This is a genomic window from Gordonia sp. UCD-TK1 (genome assembly GCF_001691435.1).
Lineage (GTDB): Bacteria > Actinomycetota > Actinomycetes > Mycobacteriales > Mycobacteriaceae > Gordonia > Gordonia hongkongensis.
Map to the genome: position 1 here is coordinate 12,342 of NZ_LZMP01000046.1, position 17,488 is coordinate 29,829.

Here is a 17,488-nt window from a genome sequence, read left to right on the forward strand (position 1 = left end):
AGATTAAAGTCGCTTCCTAGGATCAATCTTTAACCATCGAGCTACTGCGATCCTGATGACAGCCTCAGCCCGCGTACGAGCAGGACTCGTGCTTACGTGACCCAGGACCTCTGTCCTCGCACGCGTGTCGCTACTAGGACTTCTGAAGACGTTGATGGCGAAGAACGCCGTCGCCGGTTTGCGATGGCAGTGGTAATCGCCACGCCGACGTCCCGTGGGTGCGGCGCGACGATCGGACGCTTTCAGTGCGGACTGCACCCATGAACGAACACGGGCCGGTATGGCTGTCCCGCAACCGCATCGACGTCGGCGAGAGCCCGGGCCAGCACGACGACCGCGGCGTCCGCGGACCGCTGCAGCGGCGCGGCGAGGAGGCCGTAACCGTGCCGCATCGTCACCGTGGCGACGATGCGCGCCTGCCAGCCCGGCGCGTCGGCCGGCGGTGACTGGATGCCGTCGAGAACGCGGCAGGTCGAACGCTGCGCGAGCTCCTCACCGTCGTTCCCGGTCGAGAGATCGATGAGTACGTCGACCACTCGCCGCTGGTCGGGTCGTAGCGCAGAGTCGTCGGGGAGTGGCCAGGGGTTGAGCCGCGGGCGCACGACCTCGGACGGGGTCTCGAGTGCGATGTGGATCGGTGGAACCGGACCGTCGGCGGTGCTCGACGAGGTGTCGCGCGTCATCGCGACCGGCTCGATGCCTTCCCCGACGCATGCGACGGTCAGCGTCGATGATGCCGCGATGACCAGTACGACTCCGAGGGTTGCTCGTAGTGATGACATGGTGTCGTCCCCAAGGTGATCTCGTCACCCACCGAGGTCAACGGTAGTCCGGCACGGACTGTCGCGATCCAGCTGTCCACCGAACAACCGACCACGCCCCACGGCGTTGCGCGTGATGCAGCTCACAGACAGGGCGTACGCTCGCCGCGTGGCCGCGAGGACTGCCGTCAATCTGCCGGAGTCGTCTCGTCCTGTGCCCGCACGGATCTCGACGGCGGCGATCGTCGTGGCGGCCGTCGTCGCGGTCGGGGTGATCGCCTGGCACATCGCGGCGTTCCCGATCACCAACCCGTTCTACGGGCTCTTCGAGAACGCCACTGATGCCCGCGTCTATCGCGCGGGCGCGGCCACCGTGCTCGACGCGGGTCCGCTGTACGACGCACCCGTCCTGTGGCGTCTGCACTTCACCTATCCGCCGTTCGCCGCGGTCGTGTTCGTCCCGCTGGCTCTGCTCACCGAGGCCGTCGCCAACATCGTCTGGTGGACGATCGGTTTCGCCGCGCTCACCGGCGTGATCGGGATGTGCCTTCGCAGCCTGCGCTACCGGCCCGATGGTCGCCTGATCACGTTCGCCGCCTTACTCGCGATCTCGTCGACCGCCCTCGAACCCGTCCGAACCACCATCTGGCTCGGACAGGTCAACCTCCTGGTGATGACCCTGATCCTCGTCGACCTGGTGTTCCTCCGGACGCACTCTCGATGGCGCGGAGTGGCCATCGGCATCGCGGCCGGGATCAAACTGACACCGCTGTTCGCCGTCGTCTACCTGTTGGTGACCCGCCAGTGGCGCGCGGCAGCCACGGCGCTGGCGACGTTCGCGGCGACCGTGATGATCGGATTCCTCGCCGTCCCCGCCGACTCGTGGGCCTACTGGACCCGCCACCTCGCGGACACCGAACGCATCGGCCGGGCCGACTCGCCGGCCAACCAGTCGGTGCGCGGATTCGTGTCGCAGATGTTGTCCCACTTCGACATCGGGCGGTTCGCCGAGCCTGCACCCGGCGGGCCCGTCTTCGTCGCACCGACGTGGCTGTGGCTCCCGCTTGCGCTGGTCGTCGCCGCGCTCGGACTGCTCGCCGCGGTGGTTGCCCACCGCGACGGTCGCGACCTCCTCGCGGCCACGATCGTMGGCATGACGATGTGTGCGGTCTCGCCCTTCGCGTGGGGACATCACTGGGTCTGGTGCGTGCCGCTGTTCGTCGTCGCGCTGGATCTGGCGATGCGGCGGGGCAGTACGGCTCGTACGTGGTGGTACTTGCTCGCGCCGGCCGGCGTGGCGGCGCTGACGTTCACCTGGTGGCGGCACTGGTGGGACAGCGGGCCGTACCTGACCTCCGACCACGCCATCGCGTTGGGGCTTTTCATGATGCCGCGAAACGGTGACGACTCTGTCGTGCGCGATCTGCTCGYCGTGCTCTATTCGGGCTGCTATCCGCTGCTTCTCGCGGTCACCGTGTCCGCGACTCTGATCGACGGCGCGCGGCGGAGGCGACGGCGTCGCTCGACCACCCTGCCGACGCCGGAGGCCCACACCTGCATCGCGTAGCCTGGACGTCACTTTCCAGGCCGAGACGAACACCGGGCCGAAGTGCGCAGCGGGCCGAATGAACGAGGTGGGAGACGATGCCGACACCGGGGGCGAGCGAGTCCGGAGTGAACGAGACGTCCACACCGAGCGGCGCGCGGACGTCGGCCGACGCGGACCGCGGGTCTCTCCGGCATCGCCTGCGCATCCGCGCACGCCATCGTCGCTACGTCGTGCGCAGCAACCCGAAATGGCATGGCATGTACCGCATCGCGGTCGGGACCATCGGCACGATCGTCCTGCTGTGCGGCATCGTCGCGATCCCGTACCCGGGCCCGGGCTGGCTCATCGTGTTCCTCGGACTGGGCATCCTGGCGTCCGAGTTCGACTGGGCGCACCGGTTGCTGAAGTTCGCGCGGGCGAAATACGACGCCTGGATGGACTGGATCGGTCGGCAACACTGGTCGGTACAGGCCGTCTTCTGGCTCGCAACCTGTGCCATCGTCATCGCCACCCTGTGGGTTCTCGGCGCGCTCAACACCGTCGCCGGGTGGGTCGGCCTCGACTACGGCTGGCTGGCGAGTCCGATCTTCGGCTGATCTCCGACGCCGCAAGGTAGGGGTGCACTCCACGACGACCCGGCGCGGATACCATCAGAGTCGCAAACGTCCGACCCGGACGCGTCTTCGCGTGTCCGCCCCAACCCGAGGAGCGCCCCCGTGCCCGACGACGTCCAGGTGACCAGCCCCGCCACGATCCGTGTGCCGGCTGGGACGACCGCGGGCACCGCACTGCGCGAGGCCGAGCTGCCCAACAAGGGCCCGGAGGCCATCGTCGTCGTCCGTGACGCGGGCGGGGACCTCCGCGACCTGTCGTGGGCACCCGACGCCGACACCGATGTCGAACCGGTCGCCGCGAACACCGAGGCCGGCCGCAGCGTGATCCGGCACTCCACCGCACACGTTCTCGCGCAGGCGGTCCAGGAGCTGTTCCCCGAGGCCAAGCTCGGGATCGGCCCGCCGATCAAGGACGGCTTCTACTACGACTTCGACGTCGCCGAACCCTTCACCCCCGAGGACATCACCGCCCTCGAGAAGAAGATGAAGCAGATCATCAAGTCGGGTCAGCGGTTCTCGCGGCGGGTGTACGAGTCGAAGGACGAGGCCCGCGCCGAACTGGCCGGCGAGCCGTTCAAACTCGAACTCATCGACGACAAGGGCGCGGCCGACGACGCCGAGGTGATGGAGGTCGGCGGCGGGGAACTGTCGGTCTACGACAACCTCAATCCGCGCACCGGAGAACGCATCTGGTGCGACCTGTGCCGCGGACCGCACGTCCCGACCACCAAGTACATCGCGGCCTTCAAGCTGACCCGCAGCTCGGCGGCGTACTGGCGCGGCGATCAGGCCAACGCCGGTCTGCAGCGCGTCTACGGCACCGCGTGGGAATCGTCGGAGGCGCTGGACGCACACCTGGAGATGCTCGCGGAGGCCGAGAAGCGCGATCACCGCAAGCTCGGCGCCGAACTCGACCTGTTCAGCTTCCCCGACGAGCTCGGCTCGGGACTCCCGGTCTTCCACCCGAAGGGCGGCATCATCAAGCGCGAGATGGAGGACTACGTCCGCGCGAAGCACATCGAGAACGGCTTCCAGTACGTCGGCACCCCGCACATCTCGAAGGAACATCTGTTCCACCTGTCGGGCCATCTGCCGTACTACGCCGACGGCATGTTCCCGCCGATCCACGTCGACGAGGAACGCAACGAGGCAGGGGAGATCACCCGCCAGGGGCAGGACTACTACCTCAAGGCAATGAACTGCCCGATGCACAATCTGATCTTCCGGTCGCGCGGACGGTCGTACCGTGAACTGCCGCTGCGGCTCTTCGAGTTCGGTCACGTCTACCGCTACGAGAAGTCGGGCGTCGTGCACGGTCTGACCCGCGTCCGCGGGTTCGCCCAGGACGATTCGCACAGCTATGTGACGCCGGAACAGGCCAAGGACGAGATCAAGCATCTGCTCGACTTCATCCTCGGGTTGCTGCGCGACTTCGGCCTCGACGAGTTCTACCTCGAGCTGTCCACCCGTGACGACTCGCCGAAGTTCATCGGTTCCGCGGAGCAGTGGGCCGCCGCGACCGCCATCCTCGAAGAGGTGTGCGTCGAATCAGGTCTCGACCTCGTGCCCGACCCGGGTGGTGCCGCCTACTACGGACCGAAGGTCTCGGTTCAGGCGAAGGACGCGATCGGGCGTACCTGGCAGATGTCGACCATCCAGTACGACTTCAACCAGCCGGCCGGATTCGACCTCGAGTACACCGCCGCCGACGGCACCAAGCAGCAGCCGGTGATGATCCACTCGGCGAAGTTCGGCTCCATCGAGCGGTTCTTCGGCGTGCTCACCGAGCACTACGCGGGCGCGTTCCCGGCGTGGCTCGCACCGGTCCAGGTGGTCGGGATCCCGGTCGCGGAGGCGTTCAAGGAGCATCTGTACGACGTGGCAGCCGACCTTCTCGCCGCCGGTGTCCGCGCCGAGGTCGACGCCTCCGACGACCGCATGCAGAAGAAGATCCGCAACCACACCACCGGCAAGGTGCCGTTCATGCTGCTCGCCGGCGAACGCGACGTCGAGGCCGGGGCGGTGAGCTTCCGGTTCCGCGACGGCACACAGGTCAACGGCGTGCCGGTCGCCGATGCGGTGTCGGTGATCGTCGAGTGGGTCCGGAGCAGGCGCAACGAGTCGCCCACCAAGGAGTTGGTCGAGGCCGCGCTCGGCGAGGTGGAGACGGTCGTGGTGGCGGGAGCGCTCGATGAGTGACGCCGCGTTCGGTGAGGCGCCCGGCGAGATCCGGGACGAGGGTGTCGGTGTGGCGGATCGCCTGCAACGGCTGTGGAGTCCCCACCGGATGACCTACATCGCCGACCCGCAACCGGCCGAGAAGACGGGGCATCCGTTCCTCGACATCCCGACCATGAGCGATGAGGACGGTCTCATCGTGGCGCGTGGTGACACCGTCTACGCGGTGTTGAACCTGTACCCCTACAACCCGGGGCACACCATGGTGGTGCCGTACCGGCAGGTCGCCGACCTCGAGGATCTGACCGCCGCGGAGTCCGCGGAACTGATGGCGTTCACGCAGCGGATGATCCGCACGATCAAGGCGGTGTCGAACCCCAACGCGTTCAACGTGGGTCTGAATCTCGGCTACGCGGCGGGCGGTTCGTTGTCCGAGCACCTCCACCAGCACATCGTGCCGCGATGGATGGGCGATGCGAATTTCATCACCATCGTCGGCGAGACGAAGGTCATGCCGCAGTTGCTCCGGGACACCCGCGGACTGCTGGCCACCGCCTGGCAACGGCTGGACGACTGACCCCGCTGTGAGCGATCGGGTGCCGGTGCGATCAGGTGAGGCGATGTCAGACGAGAGCGATCAGGAAGCGCTGAGGCACGACGCGGCGCGAGATGGGGGAGGAACTCGGCGATGCTGAGCATTCTGGGTCGGGCATCGGTCTCGAAGGTGACCCTCCCGATGGGTCGCGCGCTCCTGCGGACCGGGCTCACGCCGGACTCGGTGACGGTGATCGGCACGCTGGCCGGCGTCGCAGCCGCCCTCACGCTGTTCCCGATGGGGGAGCTGTTCTGGGGCACGCTGGTCATCTGGCTGTTCGTGATGTTCGACATGCTCGACGGCGCGATGGCCCGCGCCCGAGGCGGCGGCACGCGATTCGGCGCCGTTCTCGACGCGACCTGTGACCGCGTCGCCGACGGCGCCATCTTCGCCGGCCTCGCCTGGTGGTGCGCGGTCACCGAACCCCACGACCTGCTCCTCGTCGCGACCCTCATCTCTCTGGTGACCTCCCAGGTCATCTCCTATGCCAAGGCCCGCGCGGAGGCGAGCGGCCTGTACGGCGACGGCGGTCTCATCGAGCGGCCCGACCGGCTGATCATCGTGCTCGTCGGCGCCGGTCTCACGGGTCTCGGCCTGTGGTGGGCCATCCACGTCGCGATGTGGTTCCTCGCGGTCGCCAGTGTCATCACCGTCGGGCAGCGGATGTGGTCGATCGCGCAATCACCGGGTGCGCGGGACCTCATCCCCATCGCCTCGGAACCCGCAGACACCGGGCCCTCAGACACCGAGAACGGCGATGCCGAACCCTCGTCCGGCTCGGACGGTCAGACCCCGCCCGCGGGACAACGATGACCGATCTCGGCGCGATGGCCGCCGATCTCGGGTACCGGGCCGGCTGGGCCGCCGTTCGCTGGGCTCCGGAACGCGCCGCGCGGGGTCTGTTCGACCGTGCCGGCAGCTACGCGGGTCGTCGTGGCGGTGGCCCGGACCAGTTGCGCCGCAACCTGGCCCGTGTCCTGGGCGTGGAACCCCCGCAGGTGCCCGACGACCTCGTCGCCGACGCCATGCGCTCCTACGCCCGGTACTGGTGCGAGGCGTTCCGCCTGCCGACGCAGGATCGTGCGACCGTCACGTCCACCGTCACGCTCCCCGACGAGGACCGGGCCCGACTGGACGCCGCGCTGGCGAGGGGCAAGGGAGTCATCCTGGCGCTGCCGCACACCGGCAACTGGGACATGGCCGGTGTCTGGCTGGTCCACCATTACGGCAGGTTCGCGACGGTCGCGGAACGCCTGAAGCCGGAGTCACTGTTCAACCGGTTCGTCGCCTACCGGGAATCGCTCGGCTTCGAGATCTTCCCGCTGAGCGGTGGCGAGCAACCCCCGTTCGGGCAGCTGGCCGACCGGCTCCGCGCCGGCGGCATCGTGTGCCTGCTCGGCGAACGCGACATCGCCCGGCATGGGGTGCCGGTGACCTTCTTCGGCGAGCGAACCCGCATGCCGGCGGGGTCCGCACGGCTGGCGATGGAGACCGGTGCCGCGCTGATGCCCGTGCATCACTGGTTCGAGGAGGCGCCGTACTCCCGGATGTGTTGCGGGGAGCAGATCGACGTCTCCGGTGGGATCGAAACGGCCACCCAGGCCCTCGCCGACGCCTTCGCGGTCAACATCGCCGCGCATCCGGCGGACTGGCACATGCTGCAGCCGCTCTGGGAGAGCGACTGGACCGACCGTCAGCGCGGTCGCGTGGAGCAGGACGGGACGCCGACATGACGACGACCAGGGGAGTGCCATGCGAATCGGAATGATCTGCCCTTACTCGTTCGACGTGCCCGGGGGTGTACAGGCCCACGTCACCGAACTCGCCGACGTCTTCCTCGACCGGGGCCACGAGGTCAGCGTGCTCGCCCCGGCCGGCCGCGACACCGAACTGCCGGAGTACGTCGTCCGGGCGGGACCCGCGCTGGCGATCCCGTACAACGGCTCGGTCTCCCGGGTGAACTTCAGTCCCAAGGGCTACCTGCGGTTGCGTCGCTGGGTCGCCGAGAACGGCTTCGACGTCCTGCACGTCCACGAACCGAATTCGCCGAGCATCTCGATGCTGTCGTTGATGGTGGCCTCCGGGCCCATCGTCACCACCTTCCACACCGCCACCTCGAAGTCCTTGTGGCTGAGCGTGTTCCAGGGGATCTTGCGGCCGTACCACGAACGGATCGCGGGCAAGATCGCCGTCTCCGAGCTCGCGCGTCGCTGGCAGATGGAGTCACTCGGCTCCGATGCCGTCGAGATCCCGAACGGCATCAACGTCGCGTCCTTCGCCGACGCCGAGCCCCTCGACGGGTATCCGCACCCGGGTGGCACGATCCTGTTCCTCGGTCGTTTCGACGAACCGCGCAAGGGCATCGACGTGCTCATGCGTGCACTGCCCGCGGTCGTGGAGAGGTTCCCGTACGTGCGGGTCCTGGTCGTCGGCGGCGGCAACCAGGCGGCGCTGCGGCGGCGGGCGGGTCCACTCGCCGAACACCTGGTGTTTCTGGGGCAGGTCGACGACGCGACCAAGGCGCGGGCGCTGGCCTCCGCCGACGTCTACTGCGCGCCCAACCTCGGCGGCGAGAGCTTCGGCATCGTCCTGGTCGAGGCGATGGCGGCCGGGGCGGCGGTGATCGCCAGCTCCCTGAACGCCTTCCGGCGGGTGCTCGACGACGGCCGGGCCGGGCGACTCGTCGAGACGGGGTCCCCCGATCAACTCGCCGCCGGCCTCGTCGAACTCCTCGCCGACCCGGAGGCGCGCGCCGATCTCGTCGCCGCCGGACGGATTCGGGCCGACAAGTACGACTGGTCGCGGGTGGCCGACCAGATTCTCCGGGTCTACGACACCGTCACGGTGGGAGCCGGTCCGGTCGTGGTGTCGGACTGATGGCCACCTGGATCGTCCTCGGCGTGGTGGCCGTGCTGCTCGTGGCGGGATGGGCCTACCACACGGCCAACCGCCTCGACCGGCTCAACGTCCGTGTCGATCTCGCCCGCCAGGCGCTCGAATCGAACCTCGACCGGCGCGCGGTGGTCGTGCGTGCGGTGTCAGCGGAGATGATCGCCGGCGACGGCGCCGCGAACTCCCGCACGTCCGTCGACGACGGCGTCGCCGCCCAGGCGCGAGAGCTCGCCACGCTGGCCGATCGCGCCGAGCGGGCCGCGCCGACGGCACGTGAGGACGCCGAGAACGCGCTGTCGGCCGCACTGGCGCGCACCGACCCGAATCGTCGGTCCGCGGCCCTCGTCGTCGAACTCGCCGACGCCGAGACGCGGGTGATGATGGCGCGTCGGTTCTACAACGACGCCGTGCGGGACACCAGGGCCCTCGCGCAACGCCGGCCCGTTCGATGGCTGCGGCTCGGCGGCCACGCGGCACCCCCGGAGTACTTCGAGATCATCGAGCGCGTCACCCCAGGCCAGGCGGACTGATCCCTCGTCAGGGGCCATCGGCCCCTCACCTAGACTGGTGGGCATACCGCCGCCGCGAACGCGGCAGGTCGGGACTGCGACACGAGGAGATCTTCAGTGAGTCACAACGGCACGACCGTTCCCGAGGTCGGCCAGGGCACGGCCCGGGTCAAGCGCGGCATGGCGGAGATGCTCAAGGGCGGCGTGATCATGGACGTCGTGACCCCCGAGCAGGCGAAGATCGCCGAGGATGCCGGCGCGGTGGCCGTCATGGCTCTGGAGCGGGTGCCCGCCGACATCCGTGCCCAGGGCGGGGTGTCGCGGATGAGCGATCCCGACATGATCGACGGCATCATCGCCGCCGTCTCGATCCCGGTGATGGCCAAGGCCCGCATCGGTCATTTCGTCGAGGCGCAGATCCTGCAGAGCCTCGGCGTGGACTACGTCGACGAATCCGAGGTCCTGACCCCGGCCGACTACAGCAACCACATCGACAAGTGGGCCTTCACGGTGCCGTTCGTGTGCGGTGCGACCAATCTCGGTGAGGCCCTGCGCCGGATCACCGAGGGGGCGGCCATGATCCGCTCGAAGGGCGAGGCCGGCACCGGCGACGTGTCGAACGCGACGACCCACATGCGCAAGATCCGCGACGAGATCCGGCGTCTGACCTCGTTGCCGAAGGACGAACTGTACGTCGCGGCAAAGGAGTTGCAGGCTCCCTACGAGCTCGTGGTCGAGGTGGCCGAGGCCGGCAAGCTGCCGGTCACCCTGTTCACCGCCGGCGGGATCGCCACCCCGGCCGACGCCGCGATGATGATGCAGCTCGGCGCCGAGGGCGTGTTCGTCGGATCGGGGATCTTCAAGTCGGGCAACCCGGCACAGCGGGCCGCGGCGATCGTGCAGGCGACCACGTTCCACGACGATCCCGACGTGCTGGCGAAGGTCTCGCGCGGCCTTGGTGAGGCGATGGTCGGCATCAACGTCGACGACATCCCGCAGCCGCACCGCCTCGCCGAGCGCGGCTGGTGACCGCTTCGTCCGGATCGTAGGTGGTCAGACCGACCGCCTCCCGCCGCGGGGCCCCTTCTCAACACGCCGGAGACCGAACAGTCGACATGCGTGGCGGGTCAGGGGCTTCGCGGCGGTAGTATCTGCTGATCATGGATGCGGCGACCATCGTTCGAGACGCTTCGGTCTCGGGCACACACATCGTGGGTGAATTGCGGCTCGAGTGGTCCGCGGCGTGCAATGTGGGACGAGTCCGGGAGACGAACGAGGACGCGGCACTCGCGCTGCCGGGGATGTACCTGCTCGCCGACGGCATGGGCGGGCACGACAGCGGCGAACTGGCCAGCGAGGCCGCACTGCTCACCTTGTCGGAGGCCACCAGCGCGGGTGAACTCAAGGCGACCCAACTGCAACTCGACGATCTGTTGCTCGCCGCCCAGCGGCGCATCGGCGAGATCGACACCGAGACCGAGCGACGCGCGGGTACCACCGCCACCGGCATCGTGCTCGTCACCCACGAGCAGAGTCCGCACTGGCTGGTGCTCAACATCGGCGACTCGCGGACCTATCGCTTCCAGAACGGGTCGCTCAACCAGCTCACCACCGACCACTCGCAGGTCCAGGAATTCATCGACGCCGGATTCCTCACGCCCGAGCAGGCCCGAACCGACCCGCGCCGCAACGTGATCACGCGTGCGCTGGGCGCGGGCATGGTCGACCCGGTCGCCGACTACTCGAGTACGCCGGCATTCCCGGGGGATGTGCTGCTGCTGTGTACCGACGGTCTGACCGGGGAGCTGCCCGACGAGGAGATCGGTGACATCCTGCGCAATGCGGAGGACTCCCGGCAGGCGGCCGAACGGCTCGTCGACGCCGCCCTGGCGCTCGGCGCGCACGACAACGTCACCGTCATCGTCGTGAGTGTCCACGAATCGGTGCCGACCCTCACGATGCCCGCGCTCGACGACTCGGCGCAGGGAGAGGCCGCCGGAGCTGCTCCGGCCCCCGACCCGAGCTGATCGGAGGACTGATGACCACGGGTCAGGACCGGGCCGAGACATCCCCCGCAGAGTCCGGCGACGCCGCGCTGGACGCCGGGGCGACCTACGTCGAATACTGCGGCGAGCGCATCGCGCTCGACGCCGACCGACGGTTCTTCATCGGCCGCGAAGCGGATCTGTCCATCGACGACAACCCGTACCTTCATCGCCGATTCCTGGTGATACACAACGAGAACGGGCTCTGGTGGCTCACCAATCTCGGCACGCACCTGTCGGCGAGCGTCTCGGCGGGCGACGTCGGGTTCTCGGCGACCCTGGGCCCCGGTGCGCGCATGCCGCTCGTCTTCGGTGAGACGACCATCGTGTTCACCGCCGGCCCGACGACCTACGAGCTGAGCCTGTTCGCCCGCGCGCCGCAGGTGAAATCGGTGACGCGTCCGGAATACAGCGGCGGGCACACGACGCAAGGCGTGCCCACGCTCACGGAGAGTCAGAAGCTGCTGATCATCGTGCTGGCCGAGGAGATCCTGCGGCGTGAGGGGACCGGGTCGAGTGCCATCCCGTCGTCGGCGCAGGCGGCGCGCCGGCTGGGCTGGCCGCTGACCAAGTTCAATCGCAAGCTCGACAACGTCTGCGACAAACTCGATCAACTCGGGGTGAGCGGAATGCGCGGCGGGGGCGGGAAACTCGCGAGCAACCGCCGGACCAAACTGGTGGAGTACGCGGTGTCGTCACGCATCGTCACGCGAGAAGATCTCCCCCTCATCGACGCCGAGGCGGCCCGAAACGCGGCCGACTGAGTCAGCCGCCGCGTATGCACGTCGCTGACCTGCGGTTTCACCGTGGGTAGTTCTCCCCACGGGTAGGGGAGTTCTCCCCATCGACCACCCGGGCCGCAGCCCATAATCTTCATCTCATCGCCGGGAGAACCCGGAAGACCACCGGTTGAATGAGTGAAGAGGAAGCACACATGACTGCGATCGCCCATCAGGCCCCCCAGCACCTGCGCTCGGTCAGCGCTCGTCGTGACGCGGAGGCCATCGCCCGCCGGAAGGAAGCCCTGGCGCGTCTGGCGGCTCGCCGGATGCCGTTGCCCGGCCACCAGATCCAGACACCGCGCGCGGGTCAGCCGCTCGGCCTGGGCCATCGTCCGGGACACCCCCACCTGCACCGTGCGGTCGCCGTTCCCGCGCTCGCCGAGTTCCCCGAGGTCGCGGAGGCCACGGCCGACCGCGCCAAGCCGAATCTCACCTCGCGCGAGGTCGAGGTCCTGCGCACCTGGATGCTCGTCGACTCCAAACCCGCTGTGGCCCAGCAGCTCTACATCTCGCTCGGTACGGTGAACACCCACCTCACCCGGATCCGGGCCAAGTACGCCGAGATCGGCCGTCCGGCCCCGACGAAGGCATCGCTGGTCGCCAGGGCCATCCAGGACGGGATCATGACCCTCGACGAACTCTGATCGCCGGCCGCGCTTCGGCGGGCAGGGGAGTGCCCACCGGCGCCGTGCGCGATACTGGTCTGCGTGGCAGCCATCGAGGACATACTCCAGGTCGAACAGATCGAGACCGACATCTACCGCGGCGGTGCGTTCCCGAGTCACCTTCAGCGCACCTTCGGCGGCCAGGTCGCCGGCCAGGCCCTGATGTCGGCGACCCGCACGGTGTCCGACGAGTTCGACGTTCATTCCCTCCACGGTTATTTCCTGCGTCCCGGTGACCCGGATCGTCCGGCGGTGTTCCTCGTCGACCGCATCCGCGACGGACGGTCGTTCGTCACCCGGCGGGTGACCGGCATCCAGAACGGCGAGGCGATCTTCACCATGTCTGCGTCGTTCCATGTACGGACCGACCAGGGCTACGAGCACCAGGACCGGATGCCGCCGGCGCCGCAACCGGACGAGCTCACCGACCGCCTCGACGAGCTGGCCGAGGAAGAGCGCGCGGTGTTCAAGGAGTGGCGCAACTTCGATCTGCGCATCGTGCCCCCGGAGATGATGGTCACCTCGTCGTATTTCGCTGCGCAACAACGAGTCTGGTTCCGCTACCGCCATCGGCTGCCCGACGACACCGTCTTCCATGTCGGCACCCTCGCCTACATGAGCGACATGACCTTGCTCGGCTCCTCGCGCGTGCCCCATCCGGAGTCCAACCCGCAGGTCGCCTCCCTCGACCACGCGATGTGGTTCATGCGCCCCTTCCGGGCCGACGACTGGCTCCTCTACGACCAGACGTCGCCGTCGGCGGGCGGTGGTCGCGCGCTGACCCAGGGACGGATCTTCGATCGACAGGGCCGCCTGGTGGCGGCGGTCACCCAGGAGGGGCTGGCGCGCACCGGTCGTGTGATGCCCGACGACCAGCACGCCCGGACCGATCGGTGAGCGAAGGCAACCGGCCGCGGATCGGGGTTCTGGCACTGCAGGGCGATGTGCGCGAGCACGTCTTCGCGCTCGAGGCGGCCGGCGCCGACGCCGTGGCGGTGCGACGCCCGGCCGAACTCGACGAGATCGACGGAATCGTCATCCCCGGCGGTGAATCGACGACGATGACCAAACTGCTCGGCATCTTCGACCTGTTCGACCCGCTGGTCGACAAGCTGTCCGACGGCCTCCCGGCGTACGGGTCGTGCGCGGGCATGATCATGCTGGCCTCCACGATCCTCGACACCCGGCCCGACGCACGGCATCTGGACGCCCTCGATGTCACGGTGCGGCGCAATGCATTCGGGCGACAGGTGGAGAGTTTCGAAACCGACCTGGAGTTCACCGGGATCACCGACACCGAGGGTGCCGCGCCGATGCGTGCGGTGTTCATCCGGGCGCCGTGGGTCGAGTCCGTCGCCCCGGAGGTCGAGGTCCTGGCGCGTGTTCCCGACGGCCCGGCGGCCGGGCGGATCGTCGCGGTCCGCCAGGGGAACGTGCTCGCGACGTCGTTCCACCCGGAGGTGACCGGCGACCGGCGCGTACATGAATACTTCGTGGAGATGGTGCGTCGGTAAGATCGTGCCGAACCAGCGGTAGACCACGAGCCCGGCACCGCGCCGGAGACAACCAACAGGGCGACCGAGTAGACGTAGGAGTGCGCCGGATGCGGGCCACGGCCCGCCGCACGTGCCGGCGCCGGGAAAGGAATCGACGGACATGAGCGGCCACTCCAAATGGGCCACCACCAAGCACAAGAAGGCGGCCATCGACGCCAAGCGCGGCAAGATGTTCGCCAAGCTCATCAAGAACATCGAGGTGGCGGCGCGGACCGGCGGCGGTGACCCGGCGGGTAACCCCACGCTGTTCGACGCGATCCAGAAGGCGAAGAAGTCCTCGGTTCCCAACGACAACATCGAGCGCGCACGCAAGCGCGGCGGTGGTGAAGAGGCCGGCGGCGCGGACTGGCAGACCATCATGTACGAGGGCTACGGGCCCAACGGCGTCGCCGTGCTCATCGAATGCCTCACCGACAACCGCAACCGTGCGGCCGGCGAGGTCCGGACCGCGATGACGCGCAACGGCGGCAACATGGCCGACCCGGGTTCGGTCTCCTACCTGTTCACCCGCAAGGGCGTGGTGACGCTGGAGAAGAACGGCCAGACCGAGGACGACGTCCTGATGGCCGTGCTCGACGCGGGCGCCGAAGAGGTCACCGATCTCGGCGAGTCCTTCGAGATCGTCAGCGAGCCAAGCGATCTCATCGCCGTCCGCAGCGCGCTGCAGGAGGCCGGGATCGACTACGACTCCGCCGAGGCCAGCTTCCGCGCGTCGGTCGAGGTCGCGGTGGACGCCGACGGCGCACGCAAGGTGTTCAAGCTGATCGACGCCCTCGAGGACTCCGACGACGTCCAGAACGTCTACAGCAACGTCGACATCAGCGACGAGGTCCTCGCCGAACTCGAGAACGACTGACAGCCGCCTCCTCTCCGGTGTGTTGATCACCGGACTTGTCCGTCCTCCCCGATAAGATCTCGAACAACTGTTCGCAGATCACCATGCCTGGGAGGGTACGAGTGCGCGTCATGGGCGTCGATCCGGGTCTGACCCGGTGCGGTATCGCGCTGGTCGAGTCGGGTCGGGGGCGGACGGTGACCGCCCTCGACGTGGACGTCGTGCGCACCCCGAGCGACATGGAACTCGCCGAGCGACTGCTCGCGATCTACACCTCGGCGTGTCACTGGCTCGATGTGCACCAGCCCGACGTGGTGGCCATCGAACGGGTCTTCGCGCAGAACCAGGTGTCCACGGCGATGGGGACCGCGCAGGCCGGCGGCGTCATCGCGCTCGCGGCGTCCCAGCGCGACGTCCCGGTGCGCTTCCACACCCCGTCGGAGGTGAAGGCGGCGGTGACCGGCAGCGGACGAGCCGACAAATCCCAGGTCACCGCGATGGTCACCCGGATTCTCGGCATGCAGACAAAGCCGCGTCCCGCCGACGCCGCAGATGCGCTCGCGCTGGCGATCTGTCACTGCTGGCGCGGACCCATGATGGAGCGGATGGCAGCCGCACAGAAGCAGGCCGACGCGGCCGCGGCGCGGCACCGCGCGCGGGTGGCCCAGGCACGAGAAGGGAGTCGCGCATGATCGCGTCAGTCCGCGGACCGGTGCTCGAGATCGCGCTCGACCACGCCGTGATCGACTGCGGGGGAGTGGGATACCGCGTGCTGGCGACGCCCGCGACGCTGTCCCGGCTGCGCCGCGGCGACGAGGCGACGCTGCTGACCTCGATGATCGTCCGCGAGGACTCCATGACGCTCTACGGCTTCACCGAACCCGACGCCCGTGCGCTGTTCGCGCTGCTGCAGACGGTCACCGGCGTCGGCCCGCGACTCGCGATGGCGACCCTCGCAGTCCTCGAGCCGGATGCGTTGCGACGCGCGCTCGCCGAATCGGACACCAAGTCACTGACCTCGGTACCCGGCATCGGCAAACGCGTGGCCGAACGGCTGTGCGTCGAACTGCGGGACAAGGTGGACCGGCCCACGGGCGAGGCGTCGACCGGTGTGACCGTCGTCGGCGGTATTCGCGAGCAGGTCGCCGAGGCGCTCGTCGGGCTCGGGTTCACCGCCGGTCCGGCGGAGAAGGCGGTCACGGCGGTACTGGCCGAGAATCCCGACGCCGATGCGTCCACCGCGCTGCGTCACTCGCTGTCACTGCTCGGCAAGGCGTCGTAGATGGGCGGCGATCCGGACGACGTCGACGACCGGGACGTGAGCGCGATGCCGGTGCGCTCCGACGGCGACCTCGACGCCGGTCTCCGTCCCCGGTCACTCGCTGATTTCATCGGCCAGCCGCGGGTCTGCGAACAGCTCGAACTGGTCCTGCACGGGGCCAAGGGCCGCGGTGGCACCCCCGACCACATCCTGCTGTCGGGACCGCCCGGGCTCGGCAAGACGTCGCTGGCCATGATCATCGCCTCGGAGATGGGCGCCGCCATCCGGGTGACCTCTGGTCCGGCACTCGAGCGCGCCGGCGACCTCGCGGCCATGCTGTCGAACCTCGTCGAGGGCGACGTGCTGTTCATCGACGAGATCCATCGCATCGCGCGCCCGGCCGAGGAGATGCTGTACCTCGCGATGGAGGACTTCCGCGTCGACGTCGTGGTCGGCAAGGGCCCGGGAGCGACTTCGATTCCGCTCGACGTCGCGCCGTTCACGCTGGTCGGGGCGACAACACGGTCGGGGTCGCTGACCGGCCCGCTGCGCGACCGGTTCGGGTTCACCGCGCACATGGAGTTCTACGAGCCCGACGAACTCGTCCGGGTGCTGCACCGCTCGGCCGGGATTCTGGGCATGGAACTCCGCGGCGACGCCTCGGGCGAGATCGCGCGCCGGTCGCGGGGCACGCCCCGCATCGCGAACCGGCTGCTCCGCCGGGTCCGCGACTACGCCGAGGTAAGGGGAGACGGGTCGATCACCGTGGACGTCGCCCGCGCGGCGCTCGCGGTCTACGACGTCGACGAACTCGGCTTCGACCGTCTGGACCGAGCCGTCCTCGACGCCCTGATCCGCGCCTTCGGCGGGGGGCCGGTCGGGGTGTCCACGCTGGCCGTGGCCGTCGGCGAGGAACCGGCGACCGTGGAGGAGGTCTGCGAGCCGTTCTTGGTGCGCGCGGGCATGATCGCGCGGACGCCGCGCGGGCGGGTGGCCACTGCCGCCGCCTGGCATCATCTCGGACTCACCCCGCCCGCCGGTGCGATGAACGCCACCTTCGGGGTGCGTCCCCGTGACGTGGCGGCCGACACGCTGTTCGACGACCTCTAGCCGGATCTTCGACGACCGTCGAGGACACCGGCACCACCTGCGGGGATGAGCTCCGCGCAAGACGTGGCACACTGTGTGGAGCACAGCTGAGCTGATGCTGCCCGGATTTGTCCGGACAGGCCGCTCGCTCACGCCG

19 protein-coding genes are annotated in these 17,488 nt (G+C 68.8%); 18 read left to right on the forward strand and 1 reads right to left on the reverse strand.

Going from position 1 to position 17,488, the window contains the following annotated elements; translation table 11 throughout:
* Positions 1-242: 242 nt before the first annotated feature.
* Positions 243-782 (reverse strand): hypothetical protein, encoded by a 540-nt coding sequence (locus A9310_RS19990; RefSeq protein ID WP_065632095.1) that lies wholly within the window; start codon positions 780-782, stop codon positions 243-245.
* 148 nt (positions 783-930) lie between these two features.
* Here A9310_RS19990 and A9310_RS19995 point away from each other — a divergent pair, with 148 nt between their 5' ends.
* From A9310_RS19995 to ruvB, 18 genes are all read left to right on the forward strand, one after another.
* Entirely contained in the window at positions 931-2,328 is a 1,398-nt protein-coding gene (locus A9310_RS19995) for a glycosyltransferase 87 family protein (RefSeq protein ID WP_065632218.1), read from the forward strand.
* Positions 2,329-2,405: 77 nt separating this feature from the next.
* Positions 2,406-2,906, forward strand: coding sequence for a TIGR02611 family protein (locus A9310_RS20000; protein WP_083207463.1), 501 nt, complete (start codon positions 2,406-2,408; stop codon positions 2,904-2,906).
* Positions 2,907-3,026: 120 nt separating this feature from the next.
* Positions 3,027-5,123 (forward strand): threonine--tRNA ligase, encoded by a 2,097-nt coding sequence (gene thrS / locus A9310_RS20005; protein ID WP_065632096.1) that lies wholly within the window; start codon positions 3,027-3,029, stop codon positions 5,121-5,123.
* The gene (locus A9310_RS20010; protein ID WP_058250257.1) at positions 5,116-5,679 is read left to right on the forward strand and encodes an HIT domain-containing protein; all 564 of its coding nucleotides are present in this window, start codon (positions 5,116-5,118) and stop codon (positions 5,677-5,679) included. The genes thrS and A9310_RS20010 overlap by 8 nt, the downstream gene beginning before the upstream one ends.
* A gap of 111 nt (positions 5,680-5,790) precedes the next feature.
* Positions 5,791-6,510, forward strand: coding sequence for a phosphatidylinositol phosphate synthase (gene pgsA / locus A9310_RS20015; RefSeq protein WP_065632097.1), 720 nt, complete (start codon positions 5,791-5,793; stop codon positions 6,508-6,510).
* On the forward strand, positions 6,507-7,430 hold the full coding sequence (locus A9310_RS20020) for a phosphatidylinositol mannoside acyltransferase (protein WP_065632098.1): 924 nt from the start codon (positions 6,507-6,509) through the stop codon (positions 7,428-7,430). The genes pgsA and A9310_RS20020 overlap by 4 nt, the downstream gene beginning before the upstream one ends.
* A gap of 19 nt (positions 7,431-7,449) precedes the next feature.
* Positions 7,450-8,574 (forward strand): glycosyltransferase family 4 protein, encoded by a 1,125-nt coding sequence (locus A9310_RS20025; protein ID WP_065632099.1) that lies wholly within the window; start codon positions 7,450-7,452, stop codon positions 8,572-8,574.
* Complete coding sequence (locus A9310_RS20030) at positions 8,574-9,119, forward strand: NUDIX hydrolase (RefSeq protein WP_065632100.1); 546 nt, start codon at positions 8,574-8,576, stop codon at positions 9,117-9,119. The genes A9310_RS20025 and A9310_RS20030 overlap by 1 nt, the downstream gene beginning before the upstream one ends.
* Before the next feature lie 96 nt (positions 9,120-9,215).
* Positions 9,216-10,127, forward strand: a complete 912-nt coding sequence (pdxS, locus tag A9310_RS20035) for a pyridoxal 5'-phosphate synthase lyase subunit PdxS (protein ID WP_065632101.1) — start codon at positions 9,216-9,218, stop codon at positions 10,125-10,127.
* 131 nt (positions 10,128-10,258) lie between these two features.
* Positions 10,259-11,125: a PP2C family serine/threonine-protein phosphatase gene (locus tag A9310_RS20040; RefSeq protein WP_058250263.1), complete on the forward strand. Its 867-nt coding sequence runs from the start codon at positions 10,259-10,261 to the stop codon at positions 11,123-11,125.
* An 11-nt stretch (positions 11,126-11,136) separates the two neighbouring features.
* A complete protein-coding gene (locus A9310_RS20045) occupies positions 11,137-11,907 on the forward strand; it encodes an FHA domain-containing protein (protein WP_058250264.1) in 771 nt (256 codons plus the stop codon).
* A gap of 170 nt (positions 11,908-12,077) precedes the next feature.
* Positions 12,078-12,569, forward strand: coding sequence for a LuxR C-terminal-related transcriptional regulator (locus A9310_RS20050; RefSeq protein WP_065632102.1), 492 nt, complete (start codon positions 12,078-12,080; stop codon positions 12,567-12,569).
* A gap of 63 nt (positions 12,570-12,632) precedes the next feature.
* Positions 12,633-13,487 (forward strand): acyl-CoA thioesterase II, encoded by an 855-nt coding sequence (locus A9310_RS20055; protein WP_065632103.1) that lies wholly within the window; start codon positions 12,633-12,635, stop codon positions 13,485-13,487.
* Complete coding sequence (gene pdxT, locus A9310_RS20060; protein ID WP_065632104.1) at positions 13,484-14,104, forward strand: pyridoxal 5'-phosphate synthase glutaminase subunit PdxT; 621 nt, start codon at positions 13,484-13,486, stop codon at positions 14,102-14,104. Before A9310_RS20055 ends, pdxT begins: the two co-directional genes overlap by 4 nt.
* A 142-nt stretch (positions 14,105-14,246) precedes the next feature.
* Positions 14,247-15,002 carry a YebC/PmpR family DNA-binding transcriptional regulator gene (locus tag A9310_RS20065; RefSeq protein WP_058250268.1) on the forward strand — a complete coding sequence of 252 codons (756 nt, stop codon included), beginning with the start codon at positions 14,247-14,249 and terminating at the stop codon, positions 15,000-15,002.
* 101 nt (positions 15,003-15,103) lie between these two features.
* Positions 15,104-15,673 (forward strand): crossover junction endodeoxyribonuclease RuvC, encoded by a 570-nt coding sequence (ruvC, locus tag A9310_RS20070; protein ID WP_058250269.1) that lies wholly within the window; start codon positions 15,104-15,106, stop codon positions 15,671-15,673.
* The gene (gene ruvA / locus A9310_RS20075) at positions 15,670-16,263 is read left to right on the forward strand and encodes a Holliday junction branch migration protein RuvA (RefSeq protein WP_065632105.1); all 594 of its coding nucleotides are present in this window, start codon (positions 15,670-15,672) and stop codon (positions 16,261-16,263) included. Before ruvC ends, ruvA begins: the two co-directional genes overlap by 4 nt.
* Positions 16,264-17,352: a Holliday junction branch migration DNA helicase RuvB gene (ruvB, locus tag A9310_RS20080; protein ID WP_058250271.1), complete on the forward strand. Its 1,089-nt coding sequence runs from the start codon at positions 16,264-16,266 to the stop codon at positions 17,350-17,352.
* Positions 17,353-17,488: the final 136 nt, after the last annotated feature.

Coding starts and splice junctions, on each gene's coding strand:
- A9310_RS19990 (WP_065632095.1), bottom strand. CDS start 782: ATGTCATCACTACGAGCAACCCTCGGAGTCGTACTGGTCATCGCGGCA.
- A9310_RS20000 (WP_083207463.1), top strand. CDS start 2,406: ATGCCGACACCGGGGGCGAGCGAGTCCGGAGTGAACGAGACGTCCACA.
- A9310_RS20010 (WP_058250257.1), top strand. CDS start 5,116: ATGAGTGACGCCGCGTTCGGTGAGGCGCCCGGCGAGATCCGGGACGAG.
- pgsA (WP_065632097.1), top strand. CDS start 5,791: ATGCTGAGCATTCTGGGTCGGGCATCGGTCTCGAAGGTGACCCTCCCG.
- A9310_RS20020 (WP_065632098.1), top strand. CDS start 6,507: ATGACCGATCTCGGCGCGATGGCCGCCGATCTCGGGTACCGGGCCGGC.
- A9310_RS20025 (WP_065632099.1), top strand. CDS start 7,450: ATGCGAATCGGAATGATCTGCCCTTACTCGTTCGACGTGCCCGGGGGT.
- A9310_RS20030 (WP_065632100.1), top strand. CDS start 8,574: ATGGCCACCTGGATCGTCCTCGGCGTGGTGGCCGTGCTGCTCGTGGCG.
- A9310_RS20040 (WP_058250263.1), top strand. CDS start 10,259: ATGGATGCGGCGACCATCGTTCGAGACGCTTCGGTCTCGGGCACACAC.
- A9310_RS20045 (WP_058250264.1), top strand. CDS start 11,137: ATGACCACGGGTCAGGACCGGGCCGAGACATCCCCCGCAGAGTCCGGC.
- A9310_RS20050 (WP_065632102.1), top strand. CDS start 12,078: ATGACTGCGATCGCCCATCAGGCCCCCCAGCACCTGCGCTCGGTCAGC.
- A9310_RS20065 (WP_058250268.1), top strand. CDS start 14,247: ATGAGCGGCCACTCCAAATGGGCCACCACCAAGCACAAGAAGGCGGCC.
- ruvA (WP_065632105.1), top strand. CDS start 15,670: ATGATCGCGTCAGTCCGCGGACCGGTGCTCGAGATCGCGCTCGACCAC.
- ruvB (WP_058250271.1), top strand. CDS start 16,264: ATGGGCGGCGATCCGGACGACGTCGACGACCGGGACGTGAGCGCGATG.